At 41.8% G+C, this 20,057-nt stretch carries 22 protein-coding genes; 11 read left to right on the top strand and 11 right to left on the bottom strand.

Annotation, left to right across the window (positions count from 1 at the left end; translation table 11 throughout):
• Positions 1 to 15 precede the first annotated feature (15 nt).
• Positions 16 to 1,602 carry a class I adenylate-forming enzyme family protein gene (locus tag ACM9H2_RS01895; RefSeq protein ID WP_415487604.1) on the bottom strand — a complete coding sequence of 529 codons (1,587 nt, stop codon included), beginning with the start codon at positions 1,600 to 1,602 and terminating at the stop codon, positions 16 to 18.
• Positions 1,602 to 2,651 (bottom strand): zinc-binding dehydrogenase, encoded by a 1,050-nt coding sequence (locus tag ACM9H2_RS01890; RefSeq protein ID WP_415487602.1) that lies wholly within the window; start codon positions 2,649 to 2,651, stop codon positions 1,602 to 1,604. Before ACM9H2_RS01890 ends, ACM9H2_RS01895 begins: the two co-directional genes overlap by 1 nt.
• A gap of 182 nt (positions 2,652 to 2,833) precedes the next feature.
• Between ACM9H2_RS01890 and ACM9H2_RS01885 the strand changes: the two genes are divergently transcribed.
• Positions 2,834 to 3,118 (top strand): DNA-directed RNA polymerase subunit L, encoded by a 285-nt coding sequence (locus tag ACM9H2_RS01885; protein WP_415487600.1) that lies wholly within the window; start codon positions 2,834 to 2,836, stop codon positions 3,116 to 3,118.
• A 13-nt stretch (positions 3,119 to 3,131) separates the two neighbouring features.
• Here the strand turns inward: ACM9H2_RS01885 and hisF are convergent, their stop codons facing one another.
• Positions 3,132 to 3,947, bottom strand: a complete 816-nt coding sequence (gene hisF, locus ACM9H2_RS01880) for an imidazole glycerol phosphate synthase subunit HisF (protein WP_415487598.1) — start codon at positions 3,945 to 3,947, stop codon at positions 3,132 to 3,134.
• 153 nt (positions 3,948 to 4,100) lie between these two features.
• Between hisF and ACM9H2_RS01875 the strand changes: the two genes are divergently transcribed.
• From ACM9H2_RS01875 to gatA, 3 genes are read left to right on the top strand one after another with little or no spacing between them, the layout of a single operon-like run.
• Positions 4,101 to 4,790, top strand: a complete 690-nt coding sequence (locus ACM9H2_RS01875) for a PHP domain-containing protein (RefSeq protein ID WP_415487595.1) — start codon at positions 4,101 to 4,103, stop codon at positions 4,788 to 4,790.
• Between the two features lie 47 nt (positions 4,791 to 4,837).
• Positions 4,838 to 5,122 carry an Asp-tRNA(Asn)/Glu-tRNA(Gln) amidotransferase subunit GatC gene (gene gatC, locus ACM9H2_RS01870; protein ID WP_415487593.1) on the top strand — a complete coding sequence of 95 codons (285 nt, stop codon included), beginning with the start codon at positions 4,838 to 4,840 and terminating at the stop codon, positions 5,120 to 5,122.
• Positions 5,119 to 6,396, top strand: coding sequence for an Asp-tRNA(Asn)/Glu-tRNA(Gln) amidotransferase subunit GatA (gene gatA / locus ACM9H2_RS01865; RefSeq protein WP_415487591.1), 1,278 nt, complete (start codon positions 5,119 to 5,121; stop codon positions 6,394 to 6,396). The genes gatC and gatA overlap by 4 nt, the downstream gene beginning before the upstream one ends.
• A gap of 11 nt (positions 6,397 to 6,407) precedes the next feature.
• Here gatA and ACM9H2_RS01860 read toward each other — a convergent pair whose 3' ends face one another.
• From ACM9H2_RS01860 to ACM9H2_RS01830, 7 genes are all read right to left on the bottom strand, one after another.
• Entirely contained in the window at positions 6,408 to 6,770 is a 363-nt protein-coding gene (locus ACM9H2_RS01860; protein WP_415487589.1) for a helix-turn-helix transcriptional regulator, read from the bottom strand.
• A 26-nt stretch (positions 6,771 to 6,796) separates the two neighbouring features.
• On the bottom strand, positions 6,797 to 8,257 hold the full coding sequence (gene menE / locus ACM9H2_RS01855; RefSeq protein ID WP_415487587.1) for an o-succinylbenzoate--CoA ligase: 1,461 nt from the start codon (positions 8,255 to 8,257) through the stop codon (positions 6,797 to 6,799).
• On the bottom strand, positions 8,254 to 9,288 hold the full coding sequence (locus ACM9H2_RS01850; protein WP_415487585.1) for a mandelate racemase/muconate lactonizing enzyme family protein: 1,035 nt from the start codon (positions 9,286 to 9,288) through the stop codon (positions 8,254 to 8,256). The genes menE and ACM9H2_RS01850 overlap by 4 nt, the downstream gene beginning before the upstream one ends.
• A 53-nt stretch (positions 9,289 to 9,341) precedes the next feature.
• Entirely contained in the window at positions 9,342 to 10,280 is a 939-nt protein-coding gene (locus ACM9H2_RS01845; RefSeq protein WP_415487583.1) for a 1,4-dihydroxy-2-naphthoate polyprenyltransferase, read from the bottom strand.
• A 61-nt stretch (positions 10,281 to 10,341) separates the two neighbouring features.
• Positions 10,342 to 11,217: a 1,4-dihydroxy-2-naphthoyl-CoA synthase gene (locus ACM9H2_RS01840; RefSeq protein ID WP_415487581.1), complete on the bottom strand. Its 876-nt coding sequence runs from the start codon at positions 11,215 to 11,217 to the stop codon at positions 10,342 to 10,344.
• 58 nt (positions 11,218 to 11,275) lie between these two features.
• The gene (gene menD, locus ACM9H2_RS01835; protein ID WP_415487579.1) at positions 11,276 to 13,024 is read right to left on the bottom strand and encodes a 2-succinyl-5-enolpyruvyl-6-hydroxy-3-cyclohexene-1-carboxylic-acid synthase; all 1,749 of its coding nucleotides are present in this window, start codon (positions 13,022 to 13,024) and stop codon (positions 11,276 to 11,278) included.
• Positions 13,021 to 14,385: an isochorismate synthase gene (locus ACM9H2_RS01830; protein WP_415487577.1), complete on the bottom strand. Its 1,365-nt coding sequence runs from the start codon at positions 14,383 to 14,385 to the stop codon at positions 13,021 to 13,023. Before ACM9H2_RS01830 ends, menD begins: the two co-directional genes overlap by 4 nt.
• 181 nt (positions 14,386 to 14,566) lie before the next feature.
• Between ACM9H2_RS01830 and ACM9H2_RS01825 the strand changes: the two genes are divergently transcribed.
• From ACM9H2_RS01825 to ACM9H2_RS01815, 3 genes are read left to right on the top strand one after another with little or no spacing between them, the layout of a single operon-like run.
• On the top strand, positions 14,567 to 14,845 hold the full coding sequence (locus tag ACM9H2_RS01825; RefSeq protein ID WP_415487575.1) for a UPF0058 family protein: 279 nt from the start codon (positions 14,567 to 14,569) through the stop codon (positions 14,843 to 14,845).
• A gap of 33 nt (positions 14,846 to 14,878) precedes the next feature.
• A complete protein-coding gene (locus ACM9H2_RS01820; RefSeq protein ID WP_415487573.1) occupies positions 14,879 to 15,187 on the top strand; it encodes an FAM210A/B-like domain-containing protein in 309 nt (102 codons plus the stop codon).
• A gap of 28 nt (positions 15,188 to 15,215) precedes the next feature.
• Positions 15,216 to 16,928, top strand: a complete 1,713-nt coding sequence (locus ACM9H2_RS01815; RefSeq protein ID WP_415487571.1) for a hypothetical protein — start codon at positions 15,216 to 15,218, stop codon at positions 16,926 to 16,928.
• Between the two features lie 4 nt (positions 16,929 to 16,932).
• Here the strand turns inward: ACM9H2_RS01815 and ACM9H2_RS01810 are convergent, their stop codons facing one another.
• A complete protein-coding gene (locus ACM9H2_RS01810) occupies positions 16,933 to 17,232 on the bottom strand; it encodes a hypothetical protein (RefSeq protein ID WP_415487569.1) in 300 nt (99 codons plus the stop codon).
• A gap of 201 nt (positions 17,233 to 17,433) precedes the next feature.
• Between ACM9H2_RS01810 and ACM9H2_RS01805 the strand changes: the two genes are divergently transcribed.
• Genes ACM9H2_RS01805 through ACM9H2_RS01790 form a run of 4 tightly spaced genes read left to right on the top strand, consistent with a single transcriptional unit; the run spans position 17,434 to position 20,050 of the window.
• Positions 17,434 to 18,750, top strand: a complete 1,317-nt coding sequence (locus tag ACM9H2_RS01805; protein ID WP_415487567.1) for an adenylosuccinate synthase — start codon at positions 17,434 to 17,436, stop codon at positions 18,748 to 18,750.
• A gap of 43 nt (positions 18,751 to 18,793) precedes the next feature.
• Positions 18,794 to 18,973, top strand: a complete 180-nt coding sequence (locus ACM9H2_RS01800; RefSeq protein ID WP_415487565.1) for a methytransferase partner Trm112 — start codon at positions 18,794 to 18,796, stop codon at positions 18,971 to 18,973.
• Positions 18,974 to 19,029: 56 nt separating this feature from the next.
• Positions 19,030 to 19,584, top strand: coding sequence for a hypothetical protein (locus tag ACM9H2_RS01795; protein WP_415487563.1), 555 nt, complete (start codon positions 19,030 to 19,032; stop codon positions 19,582 to 19,584).
• A gap of 43 nt (positions 19,585 to 19,627) precedes the next feature.
• Complete coding sequence (locus tag ACM9H2_RS01790; protein ID WP_415487561.1) at positions 19,628 to 20,050, top strand: hypothetical protein; 423 nt, start codon at positions 19,628 to 19,630, stop codon at positions 20,048 to 20,050.
• The last annotated feature ends 7 nt before the right edge of the window (positions 20,051 to 20,057 follow it).

The raw sequence follows: 20,057 nt of genomic DNA, 5'->3' as shown, positions 1-20,057 counted from the left end.
TGCAATTGGAGGGGATTATAATGGATCGGGGAAATGTTGAAGTGCGATGTCCTTTGCCGCAAGTCGATCTATTTTTCCAGTGCCCGAAAGGGGCAATGTTGGGACAAATAAAACCCGACGTGGATGTGCATATGCAGGGCCATTGTTTAAAGCAAATTGTTTAATTTCCTCTTCACTTGTTTCATCTGCAATAACAAGGGCAACGGGTGCGGCTCCTTTGATTGAATGGGGAAGTGAGATTACACAAACATCTCGGACAGAAGGGTGTGCAGATAACAGTGACTCAACTTCTGCAGGGTAGACATTTTCCCCACCAACATTCATCATGTCATCAATTCTGCCAACGATGTAGTGGAATCCTTGATCGTCTATGTAGGCGAGATCCCCTGTATGTAAAAATCGAGAGTCCCCAATCAATTCAAAAGTGGATTTTTCTATAGTGGGGAGATTGTGATAGGAGCCCAGTCCGGGACTAGAAATGATTAATTCCCCTATGTCTCCAGAGGGGAGTTTCTCATTCGTCATTGGGTCAATTATATGAGTTATCACACCGGGCAAAGGCACACCGGAGCTTCCTAGTTTTCTAGTCCCATCACGAGGAGATAAAGTAACAATTGGCCCACCCTCAGTGAGACCATATGCCATCCCCATGGGCGCATTGAAAATTCTTTCAAAAGAGGTTATAAGAGATTCTGGTAAACTAGAACTTCCAGATACGGCCCATTCGATGCTAGAAACATCATATTTAGATAAAGAATCAGTATCATCGACTAAAAGTTTGAACATGGCAGGGACACCGCGAAGATAAGTGACTTTGAATTTGTCTATGGATTTGATCATTTTTTTCGAATCGAATCCGCGAAGAATAACGGTGGACCCTCCAACAAGAAGCATGGGTTTTATCGCGCCATTTAGTGCATTACTATGGTACATGGGGGCAGCAACAATTGCGCGGTCAGATTCTTGTAGTCTATGGAATTTGCAAATTGTACTAGCATTCCAGGTAGATCCCCCATGAGTTAACACGACACCTTTTGGATTGCCAGTTGACCCGCTCGTATAAGATTGGAATGCGGCATCATTTGGTAAGACTTCAACAGACCCACTCAAGGGGGTAGCAGCATCCATTAGGTGGGAAAGGTTGTGGAAAGAAAGATCGGGGGAATCCGCAGGAAAATGGTCTTTTTCGTCACAGGAGAAAAGTATGTCAGATATTTTGGAAGACTGGGCAGACTGGATGGCCTTTTGAAAAATATGGCTTTGAGAACTAGATATAATTAGAGAGGCACCAGCATCTCGTACTATATAAGAACAAGTTTCAATTGGCAATTCAATGTTTATTAACACGGGTACGGCCCCGACCCTCATTGAGCCAAAAAGTGCATATAGGAACTCTATCTGGTTTGGAAAAAATAACGCTATCCGGTCCCCTTTTGAAATATTCATAGAATCGAGAATCGACCTTACTTTTGCCGTATTGATTTCAAGCTGTTGAAAGGATATTTCAACCCCACTCTCACCGTCGATGAGAGCTATTTTGGCGGGGTTTTGTATAACAGAAGAATGGAAAATTTCCCCCAAATTCGTAGTTGAAACGGACATTAGGGGGTTATTATCACCTTGCCTGTTAAGTCTCTATTTTTCATTGCTAAAAGGCCATCAATAGCACTTTCAAGGGGGAGTGTTCGATCGATGATGGGGGTCAATTCGCCGCGCCAAACAACAGAAGAGAGTTGTTGCAGATCTTTCCTCTGCCATCCGCGGCTGCCTAAAATAGATATTTCTCTACTGAATAGATATCGAATGTCAGTCATGGCATCGTATCCCGTGGTTGCACCGCAGGTGACAACCCTACCCCCATTTGCTAAGGACCGAATGCTGCCAGTCCAAGTCTCTTTTCCGACATGTTCGAATACAACGTCCACCCCATGTTTATCTGTTAGGCCCCATATGGCACGTGAGAAATCTTCTTCCGCGTAATTAATCACGTGGTGTGCACCCCGTTCGAGTGCGAGTTGCATTTTTTCTTCAGTACTAGTGGCGGCATATACTTCTGCCCCCATGAGATTTGCAATTTGAACTCCTGCAGTTCCAAGTCCACCAGAAGCCCCAAGAATTAGAACAGATTCTCCAGGTTGGAGTTTTGCACGGGTGACAAGCATCCTCCATGCGGTGGCATATGCAATTGGTAAAGCCGCGGCTTCTTCGAAGTTTGCGTGGTCAGGCATTTTTATAGCGTTTTTAGCAGGTGCTACGACATATTCAGCTAAACCACCCCAGTACTCTTCGCCTAAGTTTCCGTGTTCTTTTCCCTTACAACGATTAGATTCGCCGGTCAGACAGTAGCTACACTTTCCACAAGTTATCCGAGGGTCTACTAACACACGGTCTCCTTTTGCTACTTCTTTTACTTGAGTTCCAACATCGACTACAACTCCAGAGATATCACCTCCGGAAATGTGAGGAAAGGATAGGTGAGATCCTGGTATCCCTTCTCTTACAAAAATATCAAGATGATTTAGTGCACATGCGCGGACTTCGACCAACATATCAGTGGGCGATAGGGTAGGTACATTTACGTCTACATACTCCAAAACTTCGGGCCCCCCGTGTTGTTTAAATGCAAGGGCACGCATTTTGTTTGGGTTCATATTTAAGAAATGAAAAGCCAATTAACTATAAAAGTGGCTTGTTATTAGGAGAACGAAACTTCCCCCAGTTTTGTTCAAACGTTATTCCCGAATCCGGTGTGACATTCTGAAAGATATAACGTTTTGACTTAAGTCCGTGACGTGAACGAAACTTTTAGATGTACTACATTGTTAAACATATTATGGAATTGCGGGTTTTAAGTAAAGAAAGTAGTGAGCTGATGATAGAAATCAAAGGGGAGAATCATACGTTCATGAATGTTTTGAAAGGGGCCCTTCTAGAAACAGAGGGCGTAACTGCTGCCACATATGATTTAAATCCAATACAGTCAGGAGGGCAGATAGATCCTATTTTGTCTCTGAAGACTGATGGAAGAGACCCACTAGAGGCCCTTGGTGATGCAACAAAAAGTATAGAGAAGGCATATGGTGAGTTCTTGAAAGCGTATCAAGCTGCAGTGAAATAGGGATTAAATAGAATTATAGTCGAATGGGAATTCCATGGGATTGAAGATATTCTTTTGTTTCTGTAATCGTATACTCGTCGAAGTGGAAAATGGAGGCTGCTAGAGCTGCGTTTGCCCCCGCGTTTGCGAATACTTCGTACATATGTTGGGGCGATCCGCACCCTGATGAAGCGATGACAGGAGTGGAAACGGAATCGCAGACAGATTTTGTTAGAGGGATATCGTATCCGTCTTTAGTTCCGTCGGCATCGATTGAATTGACAAATATCTCTCCCGCCCCAAGTTTTTGTGCAGTTTGAACCCAAGATACAACATCAATTCCAGTTCCCTCGCGGCCGCCTTTAATAGTGCATTCGAACCAACAAGACTCTCCATTGATTTTGGCATAATGGTCTCCGTGTTCGTCGAATCTCCTCCGTGCGTCGATTGAAATCACAATGCATTGATTGCCGAATGCCTCAGAGGACTCAGTTATTAAAGAAGGCCGAGATAGAGCAGCAGTGTTTATTGAAACTTTGTCTGCGCCAGCTCGAAGAGTGTTCTTAACATCTTCTTTAGTTCGGATTCCTCCCCCAACTGTGAGGGGGATGGACAGTTCATCTGCAACGTTCGAAACTGCATTGAGCATTGTAGAACGTGAATCGGAAGATGCAGTTATATCTAGAAAAACAAATTCGTCTGCCCCCGCTTGATTATATTTTTGTGCCATTTCTACAGGGTCACCAGTGTAACGTAAATTTTCGAAGTTGATGCCAGTATATACAACTGCATTCCCAGTTGGGTCTAAATCTACGTCGATGCATGGGATGATGCGGTTGGTGAGTGTCATGTTGAAAGGGAAAGGGCCCTTGGTAAATGTATGGTTTACTGAATACATGACTTTAGCGGGACGCAGATTGTGCAGATAAGAGAAGGATAAATGATTCGAGTGACTTTTAAGCAGAGGATTTAATTTGACAAACTGAGACTAAATTCGGATAATATGTTCATAAAAGCCGACTTACACACCCATTCGAAATTATCATTTGATGGTAAAGATTCTGTAGAAGATCTATTAGAAAGAGCTAGCCTTGTTGGGTTGGATGCCATAGCAATAACAGACCATGATGAAATTGATGCTAGTTTGGAGGCAGAAAAAAAATCTTCTGTATATGATATTATTGCAATCCCAGGTATGGAAGTGACTAGTGATGTTGGCCATATCCTAGCTATTGGGATTCGCGAACGTGTTGACAAGGGACTTTCTTTTGAAGAAACTGTTGAGCGCATTCAAGAATTGGGGGGAGTTGCAATAGTACCACACCCGTTCCAAAAAACAAGACATGGGGTTGGAATTAAAATTTCAAACGAGAGACTATCCAAAGTAGATGCCATTGAAGTGTATAATTCTAGATTGATTACAGGGAGAGGTAATAGACGGGCGAAGAATTTTGCAGAAAAGTACGGGATTGCAATGACAGGGGGTTCCGATGCCCATATCGCGAGAATGGTGGGAATGGCAGGAGTGAAAGTTCAAACGGAAGAGGACACGGTGGAGGGCATAATAGAATCCATTAGAGAAGGTAGAATGGAAGTGTGGGGGCAACGGACCCCTCTATGGACCACCATCTCACAGGGTATATCAGGAGTAGATAGAGTAGTGAAACGCCGTATAAAGAAGAAGGGTAAGTAGCAAGGCGGGTTCGAAAAGCTTACCGCCTGATCTAGAGTAGCTATGGTATGAGTGAGCGGATTGTAGTTGATGTAGAAACGGTCCAACATATTTCAGAATTGGCCAAAATTGACCTTGAAGATGAAGAAGTGGAAATTTTTACTAAACAATTCGGGCAAATTATCAACTATTTTGAGATTCTAGATGAAGTCCCGGAAATTGAAATTCGATTGGACGTCAAAAACGTATTGCGTGATGATGAAGAGGGAGAATCGTTGCCACGGGGGGAAGTTTTTCAGAATGTGGACGAAAACACAAAAAAAGATTATTTTAAAGGTCCTAAAGTTCGATGAAAAATATTAATTCATTTATAACAAAAATTGAGTCAAAAAGTAATAAGAAAGGGGCTTTAGAAGGGTGTACGATTGCAATAAAAGATAATATTTCCACTAAGGGCATACGCACTACGTGTGGATCTGCTATGTTAAAGGATTATGTCCCACCTTATGATGCCACAGTGGTGGCCAAAATAAAAGCAGCGGGTGCGACCATAGTGGGAAAAACTAATATGGATGAATTTGGAATGGGTACAACTACAGAAACATCTTATTTCGGGCCTACAGTGAACCCGCACGATGAGAGTCGGGTTGCAGGGGGATCGTCGGGAGGCTCGGCCGCTGCTGTTGCTTCGGGGGAAGCCATGTTTGGTTTAGGGACGGATACAGGAGGGTCTATTAGATGTCCAGCTGCATTCTGTGGTGTTGTGGGTATCAAACCTACTTACGGACTAGTTTCTCGGTACGGGCTGGTGGCATATGCAAATTCGTTAGAACAAATTGGACCCATAGCAAGAACGGTAGAAGGTGCAGCCAAATTGTTAGATGTGATAGCAGGAGAGGACGTGAGAGATTCAACTAGTTCAAGTGATGGGAGAGATACCAAATATGCAGACTGTGCAGATGGAGAGATAGAAGGAATGACAGTGGGAATTCCAGTAGAACTAGTAAATGGAATCGATAAAAATGTGTTAGATCCATTTGAATTATCGATGAGTCGGTTGGAAGAGAGAGGAGGTATAATCAAAGAGATCACAATCCCATCGCTTGAGAAGGCTGTTGCGGCGTACTACGTAATTGCCATGTCAGAAGCGTCTTCTAATTTGGCTAGATATGATGGCGTCAGGTATGGCATTTCTGGTGGTTTTGGAGGAGATTGGAATCAAATGTTCTCTGCTTCGAGGGAGAATGGATTTGGAAAAGAAGTAAAAAGAAGAATTCTCTTAGGAACATACGCATTATCAGCAGGGTATCAAGATAGATATTATGCAAAGGCGCAGAGGGTGAAAGCCTGGGTCCGTAAAGAATTTGAAAATGCATTCAAGGGGGTTGATGTTGTCGCATCCCCTACGATGCCAGTACTCCCGTTCAAATTAGGGGAGGGTGAAAAGGATCCTCTTAAAATGTATTTATCAGACTCAAATACAGTTCCCGTGAATCTTGCAGGATTACCAGCCATCACAGTTCCTGCAGAATGGGATAAAGAGGAAGGTCCGGTTGGAATTCAATTTATTGGTGCAAGATTTCAAGAGAAAAAATTGATACGCGTGGGGAGTGCAGCGGAAAGATAACTGAAAGTAATCTACGGGGATTGGTCTTCAAGAGAGGGTAAGCTCAATATCCACTGAGTGAATTCTGAAGAATTTTCATCGATATCTTGGTGGGATATAAAAGGAGAAAGGTGGCCTTCGGCCATGAGAAGAGAATAATCAATTTCAATAGGCTCTGGGGAAATTGCGTAGGTCTTGCTACCCTCAAATGTTACTGCTTCTTTGGTGACAAAGCCTAGTTCAACTAACTTGGAAATGATTTTTCCACCTTTTGCGGATGTTAAGCCAAGGGTTTTCCAAAATAAACTCTGATGAGTGCCTCCAGATTCATAAATGAATTTAAGACCGTTTTTTTCGTCCTCACTTAAATTTTGGACGTCTCGATAAGTAGCCATAAAGAGTGATGAGGGGGGGAAGACATTTATTTGTTATTAGATGTGAATGTGAGAGAATTGAAAGTTCCAGTTACAGTTCTGGGTATCGAATCGACGAAATGGATTGTTTTTGGAATTTTATATTTTGATAACTTTTTTTGGCAAAATGAAATGATTTCTTCTTTGGAGAGAGTGGGACTATTTTTAACTACAATGGCTACTATTTTAGAGCCCCATCTATCATCCGGTTCTGAGAAAACTGCTACATCAGAGACAGCAGGGTGGGTTAAGAGAAGATTTTCGATTTCTGCAGGATATACTTTTTCTCCCCCGGTTATAATTAGATCATCTATACGGCCCATTATCCACAAGAAACCGTCCCTCACATAGCCAATGTCCCCTGTTCTAAAAGTATGGTTAGATAGTTTTGAAGAGGGGTGGGCGTCATAGGAGAAATAGCCCTTTGAAACCATTGGTCCTGAAACTATTATTTCTCCACATTCGCCTTCATCTACAAGTTGGTTTTGTTCATTTTGGATAGCTAAGTTTAATGAATTCAAAGGACGTCCCGCAGTTCCGGGATTTTTTATCAAGTCCGAGGGGGTTGCGGTTGTTATTTGAGAAGATGCTTCTGTTGCCCCATAAGTGGGGTGGACGGGAATGGAAAGTGATTTGCATTGAGCTAGTAGGCTTTCCGGAATGGGTCCACCGCCAAGTAGGAGAATTCGGAGAGTTGATAGATCAACTTGTTCATTTAGTAGCTTAGTTAACAAAGTGGGTACTGTAGAAAGACAAGTTATGCCATATTTCTGCATGCATAATTGTAGATTTTGAGGAGAGGGAGAATCTATTGCGGCAATGGCTGTTCCAGATATGATAGATCGAAAAAGAGGGGAGAGTCCCCCCATGTGATGTAACGGCAAATACAATATCCAGATGTCATTTGGATCTGTTTTGAGTCGGAGTGCGGAGGAGATGGAACTAGATAGTAGATTTCGATATGTGAGAGGTACAATTTTTGGAGAGATTCCAGTTGTACCAGAGGTGAAAAGCAAAAGGCAGGTATCATCGAGTTGTGATTCGTGAGGGATAGAAGTGGAAATATCAGAGAGGTTAATCGAGGAGGTGGGTGGAAGGGTTTCAAGGGAAGTGGATGGAATTCCAAAATCGAGAGGGTCTTTAGGGGAATTAGTTTGCCAGAATAGTCTATTTAATTTCGCTGTATTAATGAAATTGGATATTTCTTCCGAAGAAGATTTATTAGAAATGGGAACGCATAATGAACCTATTCGGAGTAGAGCATAAATAGTTAAAATGGATTGTGCAGAGGTATCAAGAAAGAGACCAACTTTTTCCATGGGCCGGATTCCCTCTTGAAGAAGGATTGTAGAAAGTTTATTAACTTCATCGTTGAGAGAAGAATAGGTCCAATGTTTATCGGTGGTGGTGTCTATGAGAGAGACTTGATTTGGAGTTGAGTGACTTCGATAAAAAAGGAGATCTTTCATACAGAACCCCAATCTACAAAAACACCATTTCCAGGGTTTTGTGGAACTATCACATTCCCTTGTTTTAGAACAGCAGGGTCGGGAGAGACATCATCTTTTAGCATATGCCCAGTTGCAAGACCACATGCTTTTATTGGAGATAAGCTAGCAGCTAAGTGGACTGCAGCAGTTCGGGCGACAACTGCATCAATAGTAGTGGTGATTATAGGTTCTATGTTTAGGGATCTAGCCTCTTTCGCGAGGGCATATGCATTGTCGATTCCCCCTAATACCATCGGTTTTAATATGACAAAATCTGCAGCCCCTATTTTGTATATCTCTTCCAAGGTATTCGAGATTAAAGATTCATCTAGGGCTATATTGACAGGTCCATTTCGAAGAATTGCGTGCCCTTCTATATCTTGCATAGGCAGGGGTTGTTCTAGGTAATCCAAATCAATTTGTTCTAATTTTTCGATTGCTTTTTGTGCTTGTTTGAGGGACCACGCCCCGTTTACGTCCGCCCTGAGTTCTATATCAGGTCCAACAGCAGCTCTAACGGCGGATAATCTTGTTAAATCTTCTTTCAGGGGTCTTTTTCCAATTTTTATTTTTAGAGATTTCGCGCCAGAATCGACTGCGGCTGTACACTGGTTTACAGTAGAAGTTAGTGAAGAGTCTCCAATTGGAATATTAACAGGAATGGAATGTACATGATCAGAACCTAAGTATTGGTACAATGGGATTCCTTTAGAATGGGAGATGTCGTCGAGTAAGGAAAGAGAAAACCCATGTCGTGCGGATGGGGTGGTTGATAAAGACTCTAGTATGGTTTCAAAGGGAGAGCCAAGTGATGCATCTTTTTTTGCAGAAATTAATGCTGCCCTACAAGAAGCCAAGGATTCAGTCCAACCGTGGAGGGGGGTAGATTCTCCAATTCCTGATTTTGAATCTGAAATTTTTAGGAGAAATCCGGTTCTAGAAGTAAGAGTACCAAAAGAGGTGGAGAAGGGCTTATTGAGAGTTAGAGAAAATTCGCGAAGCGAAATCATTATAATAACAAATGCCACCCATCAGATTAATTTTTTCGAGAACGTCGGGAGAGTTAAAATGGGTTAAAAATTCCAAATCCAAATAGAATAGAGAAAAATAGTGTCAAGAAAGTCGTATGTTTTAAAATTTTATTGAAAGAGGGAGGAGTAGGGTCTGAAAGGACTAGATATACCAATGAAATTGCGTAAGGGGATACGAGTAATGGGAGTAGCACAGTTTTTGGAAAATTAAGAAATATGTAGAAGTATATCGGAGGGACAAATGCCAATAAGATAAGAAATAAATACTCCATTTTACTCCAGAATTTTCCAAGATAGATGGATAGGGTAATTTTCCCAGCTTTTTCGTCGGTTTCCATGTCCCGTATATTATTTACAACCAGTATGGAAGTGGTGAGAGAGGCCATAGATATACTAGCTATAAGCGACATCGTTGTGATTGTACCAGGGGGGAACCATAGTGGAAAATATGAAAGTGTAGCTACAGCTTGAATATAATAAGTTCCTGTAACTGCAATGATACCAAAGAAAATAAATACGAATAGATCTCCGAGGCCATGGTAACCGAATGGATATGGACCCCCGGTATAAAGTATTCCCGCGGCGATACTGAGTAAACCTATTAAGAGAATTGGGAGTCCTCCAAGATACAGGAGATAAAAACCAAGTAGCACTGCGATGCTAAAAACAAATATCCAAGCCCGTTTCATATGAGTCGGGGGTATGAGTCCAGATGCTGTTGCTCGGACAAATCCGGTTCTATCGGGAGTATCTACAGAATTTAGAGCATCGTAGTAATCATTTGCTAGATTCGTTCCTATTTGGATTAGAAGGGCACATGCCACGATTACAACTACCGCAGTTGGGTGGAGAATTCCATCATGGAATGCAATACACGTTCCTAAAAAAATGGGTGCAATAATAGCAGGAAGTGTATGTAGACGAATGGCAGTTACCCACGGATTAGTAAGAAAATCTTTGGCATGCGTCATAACAATTTGAATTGAATGCGGGGAGAGGAAAAATAGTTACGAAGTTGGAATGGGGGTTGGATTAAAAATGCCAGGGACTTTTTGAAAAGTCAGGTTTTCGTTTGGAGAGAAATGCATCTCTGCCTTCTTTTGCTTCTTCGGTTCCGTACGCGAGTCTAGTTGCTTCTCCAGCGAATAATTGTTGACCTACCAAACCGTCGTCGGCTAAATTGAAAGCATACTTGAGCATCCGAATAGCAGTAGGGGATTTGGAGCTAATTTCGTGAGCCCAATCCAGGGCGGCAGATTCCAATTCTACATGAGGAACCACTTTATTAACCATGCCCATTTCTTTTGCTTCTTCTGCGGTGTAAGTTTTACCTACAAAAAATACCTCTCTAGCCTTTTTTTGGCCAATTTGTTTTGATAAATACGCAGATCCAAATCCGCCGTCAAAGCTCGCTACGTCGGCATCCGTTTGAAGGAATTTTGCGTGTTCTTTACTTGCGATAGTCAAATCACAAACAACGTGTAAACTATGCCCACCTCCAACGGCCCACCCGGGTACGACTGCAATAACGGGTTTTGGCATAAACCGGATGAGCCTTTGGACTTCGAGTATGTGCAAACGGCCAGTAGAAGAAGTATCTTGATATTCATATCCATCATTGCCCCTGTAGTTTTGATCCCCTCCTGAACAAAAAGACCATCCTCCATCTTTAGAAGACGGTCCATTTCCTGTTAAAATGACACATGCGACATCGTTTTGCATTCTAGCATGGTCTAGCGCGGCATACAACTCGTCGACTGTTTTTGGCCGAAAGGCGTTTCGGACTTCGGGTCTATTGAATGCTATTCGTACGGAATTTCCATCTTTTTCTTTATGGTAAGTTATATCCTCAAATTTTGCTAGATCTACAGAAACCCATCTGGTTTCGTCCATAATGGAAGACGTCATATAAGAGTAATTGGCGGGGAGAATCGAAAAAGATGGGGGTTTCTTTTTTAGGTATCGATTAAATATTTTGGATGACAGTATTCTGTAAATTCTCGCGTGTTGATTGATTTTCCAAGGGGTCACTGATAACTTCAATAACGCAGGATTTGTTTTGGTTAAGGGCAGATTCATATTCCAAATTGAAATCCTCAATGGTAGATACGCGGGTGAAATCAAACCCATATAAATTCGAGGAGTGGGACAAATCTAGATCGTGGGGTGTTCGGAACCCAGAAGTGAAAGGTGGGTCGTGTTTTGATATAGGTAATCTATAGAATATACCGCCCCCATTGTTGTTAATTTCAATGATGATCAATTTAAGATTAAATTTATTAAGAGCTATTAATCCGGACAGGTCGTGGTAATAGGCGACATCTCCAATTAACAAAGTGACTTGGTCGGTTGTGGAACTGGCCGCGCCAAGGGCAGTGCTTATTACTCCGTCGATCCCGCTTGCACCACGATTTCCAATCAAAGTAAGTTGTTTGGAAGCGGGCTTTCCGAAACGGTCGATATCCCGAATTGGCATGCTATTTGATACAATGATTGTTGAGTTGGCGGGGGAGATATCTAAGAGGGAGGATGCTATTGAACCTTCAAAGAAAGAATTCTGGGAATCAATTAATGCCCAATAGTCAGATTCTGCAGAAAGGAAATGATTAGATAGATCATGGGGGTCGAGGGACAATCTACTAGATATAGAATTTGAGAACCAAGTTGGATCGCATGAGACGAGTTCGGAAGACGAGAATGCAGGGTCACGTGCTTTCCCTGTTGGGTCTATCAATAATTCATAGGCCCCACTTCTAAGTAGATAATTTTGAAGGGAGAGGGAGATAGGAGCGGCACCAAATCGGATGATAACATCAGGATTTGGCCAATTTTTGGTAGTAATAGGATTTAGATAGGAATCATATCCCCCGCAGATGTGTGATGATTCGACATGTTTGCCGAATCGGAGTCCAGATAAGGAGTCTGCCAAAATAGGAAATCCAAGAGAGTTTGACAAAAGAGAGAGGGAATCTGGAGAAATTGAATTGGGATTAGAGGGCCCAGCTATGATTAAACCATTTTCAGATTCGGAAAGTAGGTTGGAAATTCTTAGTAGATCTTCATCGGAAATGATAGATTTTCCAGATGTGATTTTAGTATAAGGACCAGTTCTGCCTTCGGCTGCGAGAGGGTTGTTTGCTATAAAATCAATAACAGATTCATCGGGAGTGTCATTGGGTTCGAGGGGTTTTCTAAATGGGACGTTGAGATGTACAGGTCCGGGAGACATACCGTTGCACTCAGACAGGGATCTAGCGATAGCAGAACGAAGGGAGCGAAATTTTCGTTCGTTGAGTTCGGGTTCGGGGAGGGTGCGGTTCCAACGCGCTGATTTGGAGAAAATATTGTCCTGAGAAATAGTTTGGTTTGATCCACTATGAAGAAGATCGGAGGGGCGATCTGCGGTGAATAGTAACATAGGTGTACGAGAAAGGTCAGCTTCAATCACAGAGGGGTGGAGATTTGCAACTGCAGTTCCCGATGTGCAAACAATAGGAGTGGGGACCCCAGTTCTTTTTGCTCGCCCGAGTGCAAAAAACCCAGCTGATCGTTCGTCTAAGTGGACATATGTGGTGAATTCAGGATTGGTTAACATGGCAAAAGACAAAGGGGCAGATCGGCCGCCTGGAGTTATGCAGGCGTGTTTAACCCCTGCATGGAGTAGTTCTTCTACGATTGCCTGACCCCACAAAGTGTTTACGTTGTGTGAAATCATGATTGAGTAAGGGAATTTAGGATGGGTTGGAATTTTAATTGGATTTCATTCCATTCCTCTTGAGGATTAGAATTGGGGACGATTCCAGCACCCGCATATAACATAACCTCATTTTTATGTGCGATTGCAGATCGAATAGAAACGGCAAATTCACCATTTCCATCAGAATCAAACCAGCCAAATAGGCCACCATACCAGCCACGTTCGAATGGTTCTATGGAGTTAATTACATCTTGGGCTAGGTTTGAGGGAATTCCACTGATAGCAGGTGTGGGATGGAATGCACTTGCTATAGATAAAATGTGATCACTTGCATCTATTGTGGCCTTCAGGGTCGTCCAGATATGTTGAACCGTTTCTAGTTTTTTGATTTTTTGAGGTGTGATTTCGATATCGGTGGCGAAGGAGCTGATTTTTGATTTCAGAGTTTCGAGAACTATTGAATGTTCATGTTGATTCTTAGAACTTGTTAGTAGTTCTTGTGATAACGCCAAATCGGATGATTCCGAATTCCCTCTTGCTATAGATCCAGCCAATGCTTCCGTTTGGATAACGTCCCCATCTCGTGAAACTAAGAGCTCTGGTGTGGCCCCAAACATTGTATTCCCGTCAACGGGTTCGAAAAGAAAATGGTAACATCCTGGGTTTTGGTCACGTAGTTTGTAGAATGTATTGAGAGGGATGAGAGGCTGCTCCAAGGTTGCTTGGAGCGACTGGGCAAGAACAACTTTTTCCAGAGGTCCATTTTTGATTGTATCTAAAACTTCGGTTAATTGAGAGGCCCAGAGTTGGTTGGAAACCGAAGGAGTTAATTTGAGTATTTGCACAGATGGAGGGGATCGAGGAGAGGTTGGTATTGATTCTAAACTAGATTTTAAAGACATAAGATTGAGTTCAACTTGAATAGGGTCAATATCAGTACCATATTCGTTTAAGGTCAATTCAAATCCATTTTTGGATTGGACAAGTTGAGCCCTTGGTAAGATGAAAAGGGCAGAAGGGAATCCAGACCAAAGTGGAGATTCTTTATGATGTGCATCAAAGGAAAATCCACCAAAAAATTTTAATGCAGGTATATTGTCACTGGTGGTGGCGATGTCAATATCAGATAGCGAGAGAGTTGCCGCTTGTTTTATTTGTTCAAATCTGTTTTCTCCGGAAGCACATAGAGTAATTGCAGCTCCAAAAGAGAGAGAGAACGGTTGTTGGGGGGAAGACCAAATAATTCGGGGGGACTCCATCATGCGGAAAACCGAATCAACATCGATGTAGGGAAGATTGACGCTTCGGCTGACTAAGACTCCTTTCTCAAAGGGAGAATGTACGAGGTCTACACTGTCATATTGAGCGGATGCGGGCATCTATAGTAATGATACCTCAACCACGTATTTGGACCTTACCAAAGAGAACGATAAGGCATCGTTAAAATTCAGGTAGTTAAAAGTGTTAAAATCGATAGAAAGGGGTGAAAATGAAGGGAGTGAGTCATAGTTTAACTCGTCACAGGCAATATTTAACAGAGTACAGGTTCAGAGTAAGAGCATGCACAAAGAGGAGTTAATTCAATTGCATAGTCACTTAGCGGTAATAATGGATTATTTTGTACAACAGGAAGAAATTGATATTGAAGTGTTTTCACCTTATGAAGTTCTTGACGTGAATCCATCTCACGTACACAAATCTAAAAGTGAACACAAACACGCCGTTTTTGTTCTGGGACAATCCCTTGCGAACGCCATGAGTGATTATGAGTTTTCAAATGCGGGTAGGCTATCCAAGCGAATGGGGGAGCTAGCAGAGGATGCTGAGAGAAGGTTATAGTCATTTTACAGGGAGTTTTGAAGGGTGTGAGTAATGGGTTGGAAAAAAATTATCAAAGAATATGGAATATTTTTTTTCATATATTGGACTGCAATATGGGCGTGTTCAGGGGCCATAATATTTTTATTACTTGAATATGGGCTGATAGGAGGGGCGGATGTAATTTCGTTCCTTAAATGGATTCGGTTAGATTCGATTATTTCTCTCGATTCGATTGATCCAACGGTGGGAAATATAGCAGTAGCGATAGCAATAAATGAGTGTCTAGAAATTGTTCGATTTCCACTTGTAGTTTCATCATTTGTTATTTTAAAACAAGTGTTCGGTGGGAACCGAAACTAATTACAACATTCGGGCCGAAATGCAGTGTATGGAGCAGAGCATACTCTCGAGGATGGAATTGTGGGAAAGGCGTTCTTTTTTACGAGGGTATGCAGAACTTCGAGAAATGGAGAGGGAGAGTTTTTCTGGTGTTATTGTGGTGGGCGATTCGTCGATGTTTATGCTTAATGGAAAAATTGTAGGAATAGATAACGGGGGGATAGAAGACTTTGAGCGGAATGAAGGGAGCATCTATATTTCACCACACCCTTCACTTCCTTTGCTTTTTTCCATGCAAACTTCGGTTAAAGAAAAGGGAATGCAATACTACACAGATGATAAGCCAATTGAAGAGGTTGATGTTATGCTAAGGGAAGCGGAATTTACAGGATATTTAGAACTTTCAAAGAATGTTCTGAGCGGGGATTATTATATTGTTTATCATAGGGGCAGATCAATGGACGTGGCATTTATTGGAAATATCAATCGATTGATTACAGATGAAGAAGCACGAGAGGGAACGAAAGAAGAAGTTGGAATTTATGAAGTGAATTCGGTGGGGATAAAACCCATCTCAATTCCAGAAGCAGAAAGTACCGAAAATCTGCACCAAGGAATTATAGAAACGGAAGTCCAAAGTGAAGGCGAAATTGTGGAGGAAGAAGTAGAAGAAAGAGAGGTTGTTCCGGAAGTGGAATCGGTCCCGGGGGTCTCGAGTGAAGATTCTCCAAGGGAAGTAATAACAGAGGGTGTGGAAGGGGAGAAATTCAAGGGGGAAATGGAATGGAGAAAATCTAGAGTGGTACCGTCAATTGATCCTACTAAAGATGGGGCCATGGTAGTTGCACTCAAAAAAGAAAAGGGGAGAGAAATTAAAGCGGAGGTGATAGAAGAGGGGGGATTGAAAGAGATCATAGAAGAGATAGAAGCAAATCAAAATGATCCAGACATATCGGAAAGAGTTACTTTTGAAGTGAGTCAAGAAGCTCAAGGAGGGGAGACTGTCGAAAATATAGTAGATGAAGAATTGGCCAAAGAGAAATCGAATATATTCATTAGGTATAAAAAAGATGATGGTCCGACTCTATTAAAATCATTAAATAGGAAGCAAAAGTATGGCATCGATGCGGTTAAAGCGAATTTAAAATATGAGATCCATAGCAGATTTAAGGCAGATAAGACATTGGTGAAAGGGAAAAGAGGTACAGAAGAAGTTAAGGAATACATACGTAAGACACCAGAATACAGGTTTGCAGAATGGGCATACCTTACACTTCCTTATGAGATTAAAGGAACAGAAAATGTCAAACTTTTGAAATCGTTATATAGAGCGATTCCACAGATTGAAAGGGTCCGATTACGAAGTGTAGTAGAAACTTTTGAAAAGGAAGGTGACTCTCGAAGATATAGATTTGACGTCATTATGGACGATGTAGAAGGAAGACCGCTTATTGTGGCCAACATAAATGATGATGTTGACCCAACAGGAGGGGAAATGATAACAGAATTGGTAGAGTCTGCCTCCAAAGTTGCAGAATATGAAGACGCATTTGTAGCGGCATTCTTAGTTAGTTCAAGCTATCACTCGAAAGAAACTCGAGAGGTTGCTACGAAAAAAATAAAAGGAAGAAGCCGTTTAAAAAGGGGAGATTCAAAGATCAAAGATCCAAGGGTCAAAGTTTCAAGAAAGAGTAAATATTATCTTGGATTGGTCGATTGTAGAGAGGGAGAAGAAGTACACCTAGTATTTCCAGAATTATAGAGTTTTAAGAATCGTCGGGAGAAGGAATACCTAGTGAGTTCAAGCTAGACCTAATGTCGTCTAGCTTAGAACCTAGACTTTCGACGAATGCTCCAGTGTTTTCAGTGCAAATGGCACCTTGGCTAGAAGGCGCTATCAAACCACCTTCTTCTAAAACGCGGAGAGAATATCTTATTTTATGATGCTGGAGTCCAGTTTCATTAGACATTTTCACTATTCCAATAGGTTCACTAGAAATGACTAACTGGAGAATCTCAAGATGTCTATGCAACATCTCGACTTCTTTTTCGAGGCGATCGATCATAGCCAGTGTAGGTGAAAGGATGATAAAAGTCTTTTTACGGTTTTCAGTGGAATGTAGAACTATTTTTGGGTAATTGAAATAAAAAATAACAGAAAAATTGAGGTACGTTTTTCTATTTCAAGAGGGCGGGTGTGGGGATTTGTATACGGCGAGGGATCGGAATATGTATACGCAGAGTGTACAGAAAAGGAAGTGGAAGGAATGAGCGTAACAATTGTTGGTTCTCAATTAGGGGATGAAGGAAAGGGGCGCATTGTCGATATATTTTGTGATGAAGCAGACATAGTTGTTAGATATCAAGGGGGCGATAATGCGGGCCACACAGTGGTCATAGAAGGGGAGAAATATCAATTATCACTCGTACCTAGTGGTGCGATTAGTGGAAAGGTTGGAGTTTTAGGAAATGGGTGTGTGATAAATCCGAAGACATTATTTGACGAAATTGATGGTTTACGGGAGAGGGGAATTGATCCTGAGATATACATTTCTCAGAGGGCTCATGTGATATTTCCATTTCATAAGGTTGCAGATAACCTAGAAGAGGTTGCTAAAAAGAAAAAGAAAATGGATGCGGGGACCACAGGAAGAGGTATTGGACCCACCTATGAAGATAAATCGGCTCGAAGGGGGATCAGGGTGGGGGATCTTCTTGATAAAAATCTTTTTTGGGAGAAGCTTGAATACTTAACTCAGAAAAGGTCGAAAATGGCTTCAGATGTGATTGGTTCGGTTATTGATGAGTCATTTGATCTAGAAACCATATATAGAGAATACTGTGCTTATGCTGAGAGAATTGAAAAGGAAAATATGGCCATTGTATCAGGGGATTTTATAACGGAGCAAATAAAAGTGGGGGCCAAAGTCATATTCGAAGGTGCGCAGGGGACATCACTAGATATAGATCATGGAATCTACCCACATGTTACGTCATCTAATTCATCTTCGGGGTATGCTGCGACAGGGAGTGGAGTGTCTCCTCAGATAATAGGAAAGGGAGAGATTATAGGAATAGTTAAAGCATATCTGTCGCGAGTGGGTACAGGTCCCTTGCCTACAGAATTGGAAGGTGATTTTGCAGATGACCTTAGAGAGAGGGGAGGAGAATATGGAACGGTGACGGGTCGACCTAGAAGAGTTGGGTGGTTGGACATGCCAATGTTGCGCCATGCTGCGCGGGTGAATGGGTTTACAGGAATTGTTATTAACCATATAGATGTACTTGCGGGAATGGGAGACATAAAAGTGGCAGAATCATATGAATTTAGGGGCGAAAGTATACGTGTTTTGCCCCCCACAACAGAATTGTGGGGAGAATGTCGGGCCGAATATAGAAATTTTTCAGGTTGGCCAGAATGTGATTGGTCGAAGATAGCAGAAAGTGGGTATGATTCTTTGCCGGAACAGGCTCAAAGATATATAAATTACGTGGCGTCTGAAGTTGATGCTGATGTGATAGCAATTGGAGTGGGCCCGAGTCGATCTGAGACTATTTTGAAGAGAAAACCATTTAATTGGTAGAGATCCCGTCACATTTTTAATACTATGTGTTTTCTTAAGGGTCATGAGAAAAGATCTTCTTGATATTCTTTGTTGTCCGGTTTGCAAGAAAGAACTAGAACTAAACGTGGTTGAAGAGAAAGAAGACAAGATTATAACTGGAACTCTTACATGCACAGAGTGTGGGGAAAAATATCCCATTGAAGAGGAGATACCAAATATGCTCCCCCCCGATTTACGTTAGAAAATTCAAACTAGCTTGCCAGATATCTTTTTACCTTGTTCTGCCATATACAGACTGTGTCTGCAGATCTAGAGATCCAAATTAATAGAGCCTTTCCAAATTCGATTGAAGTGGAAGAATCTCCGATAGAAGTAAGTGGATCATTTGGAGTGATATTATATAATAACGGTGCTCCATGTCACGTTTACTTACAGCTTAGCGATGAACTTGCAGAGTTTGCATATATGGGTACGTCGAATCGGTTTTTAAAAGAACAGGAAAATGTGAGACTTGAAATCCGAGTGAGAGAAAATACTCCAGAGATAGAAGGATGGGTAAAAATAGTAACCGGACATGGGTCTGAGACTGCGTATGCTACGGTTATAATAAAAGACTCAAAAAAGATTAGAACGCAGATCATAGTGGATGAGAAACTATCAATTCCAAAACCAAGAGTGGTGGATAAAGATCCCGTAATGCCCACGGGAAGACTTCCGTTGGTGGCATTGATGATGATTGCCATCACAATGGCAGCCACCTCGCTCGCAATTATACAAAATTGGATAATCATAATAGGTGTGGCGGTGATAATGGCAGGAACGTATATTGCATATCAATTGATCAGAACATGAACACAGCATAGTTTTTGTTTTATAAGGCACTACAGAAGGTAGTATGTCACTCGCAGCCATTACGCGGAGAGAAGTAAGAAAAACCCCATATCTATATGATGCGATTAGAGCAGGAATAGTTAATTATTCTGCAGCTGCGCGCATGTTAGATTTAGAAGGGCAAGACACAGCAGTTTCAGTATCATTGCAACGTTTGAATAAAGAGCTTCCACCGTTGGAAATGGAAAGAATTGATGCGAATATAACAATTAGTTCTGATGAAACTAATCAACAGGTAAAGATCATGGTTGAAGGTCCAGTAGATGCAAAAATATTAAGTCATTTAATCTTGGTTTGTCATATGAATGAGATACGGATAATTGAGGCGAGTATTTCGAGGGGAGAAATACAGATTGTAGTGGAATGGAAAGAGGGACCCAATTCACTTAGGATAATAGAAAGGGCATTGGAATCAATTCCAGTATAGAGTAGAA

The sequence above is a fragment of the Candidatus Hikarchaeum yamanae genome (genome assembly GCF_009889665.1).
GTDB classification, from domain to species: Archaea; Halobacteriota; Halobacteria; order Halobacteriales; family Hikarchaeaceae; genus Hikarchaeum; species Hikarchaeum yamanae.
This window is presented reverse-complemented; position numbering and strand designations above follow the sequence as displayed.

Coding starts and splice junctions, on each gene's coding strand:
- ACM9H2_RS01830 (WP_415487577.1), bottom strand. CDS start 14,385: ATGCCCGCATCCGCTCAATATGACAGTGTAGACCTCGTACATTCTCCC.
- menE (WP_415487587.1), bottom strand. CDS start 8,257: ATGAAAGATCTCCTTTTTTATCGAAGTCACTCAACTCCAAATCAAGTC.
- ACM9H2_RS01890 (WP_415487602.1), bottom strand. CDS start 2,651: ATGAACCCAAACAAAATGCGTGCCCTTGCATTTAAACAACACGGGGGG.
- gatA (WP_415487591.1), top strand. CDS start 5,119: ATGAAAAATATTAATTCATTTATAACAAAAATTGAGTCAAAAAGTAAT.
- ACM9H2_RS01820 (WP_415487573.1), top strand. CDS start 14,879: ATGGGTTGGAAAAAAATTATCAAAGAATATGGAATATTTTTTTTCATA.
- ACM9H2_RS01860 (WP_415487589.1), bottom strand. CDS start 6,770: ATGGCTACTTATCGAGACGTCCAAAATTTAAGTGAGGACGAAAAAAAC.
- ACM9H2_RS01800 (WP_415487565.1), top strand. CDS start 18,794: ATGAGAAAAGATCTTCTTGATATTCTTTGTTGTCCGGTTTGCAAGAAA.
- ACM9H2_RS01825 (WP_415487575.1), top strand. CDS start 14,567: ATGCACAAAGAGGAGTTAATTCAATTGCATAGTCACTTAGCGGTAATA.
- ACM9H2_RS01815 (WP_415487571.1), top strand. CDS start 15,216: ATGGAGCAGAGCATACTCTCGAGGATGGAATTGTGGGAAAGGCGTTCT.
- gatC (WP_415487593.1), top strand. CDS start 4,838: ATGAGTGAGCGGATTGTAGTTGATGTAGAAACGGTCCAACATATTTCA.
- menD (WP_415487579.1), bottom strand. CDS start 13,024: ATGATTTCACACAACGTAAACACTTTGTGGGGTCAGGCAATCGTAGAA.
- ACM9H2_RS01805 (WP_415487567.1), top strand. CDS start 17,434: ATGAGCGTAACAATTGTTGGTTCTCAATTAGGGGATGAAGGAAAGGGG.
- hisF (WP_415487598.1), bottom strand. CDS start 3,947: ATGACACTCACCAACCGCATCATCCCATGCATCGACGTAGATTTAGAC.
- ACM9H2_RS01845 (WP_415487583.1), bottom strand. CDS start 10,280: ATGACGCATGCCAAAGATTTTCTTACTAATCCGTGGGTAACTGCCATT.
- ACM9H2_RS01810 (WP_415487569.1), bottom strand. CDS start 17,232: ATGATCGATCGCCTCGAAAAAGAAGTCGAGATGTTGCATAGACATCTT.
- ACM9H2_RS01840 (WP_415487581.1), bottom strand. CDS start 11,217: ATGACGTCTTCCATTATGGACGAAACCAGATGGGTTTCTGTAGATCTA.
- ACM9H2_RS01850 (WP_415487585.1), bottom strand. CDS start 9,288: ATGATTTCGCTTCGCGAATTTTCTCTAACTCTCAATAAGCCCTTCTCC.
- ACM9H2_RS01875 (WP_415487595.1), top strand. CDS start 4,101: ATGTTCATAAAAGCCGACTTACACACCCATTCGAAATTATCATTTGAT.
- ACM9H2_RS01790 (WP_415487561.1), top strand. CDS start 19,628: ATGTCACTCGCAGCCATTACGCGGAGAGAAGTAAGAAAAACCCCATAT.
- ACM9H2_RS01885 (WP_415487600.1), top strand. CDS start 2,834: ATGGAATTGCGGGTTTTAAGTAAAGAAAGTAGTGAGCTGATGATAGAA.
- ACM9H2_RS01895 (WP_415487604.1), bottom strand. CDS start 1,602: ATGTCCGTTTCAACTACGAATTTGGGGGAAATTTTCCATTCTTCTGTT.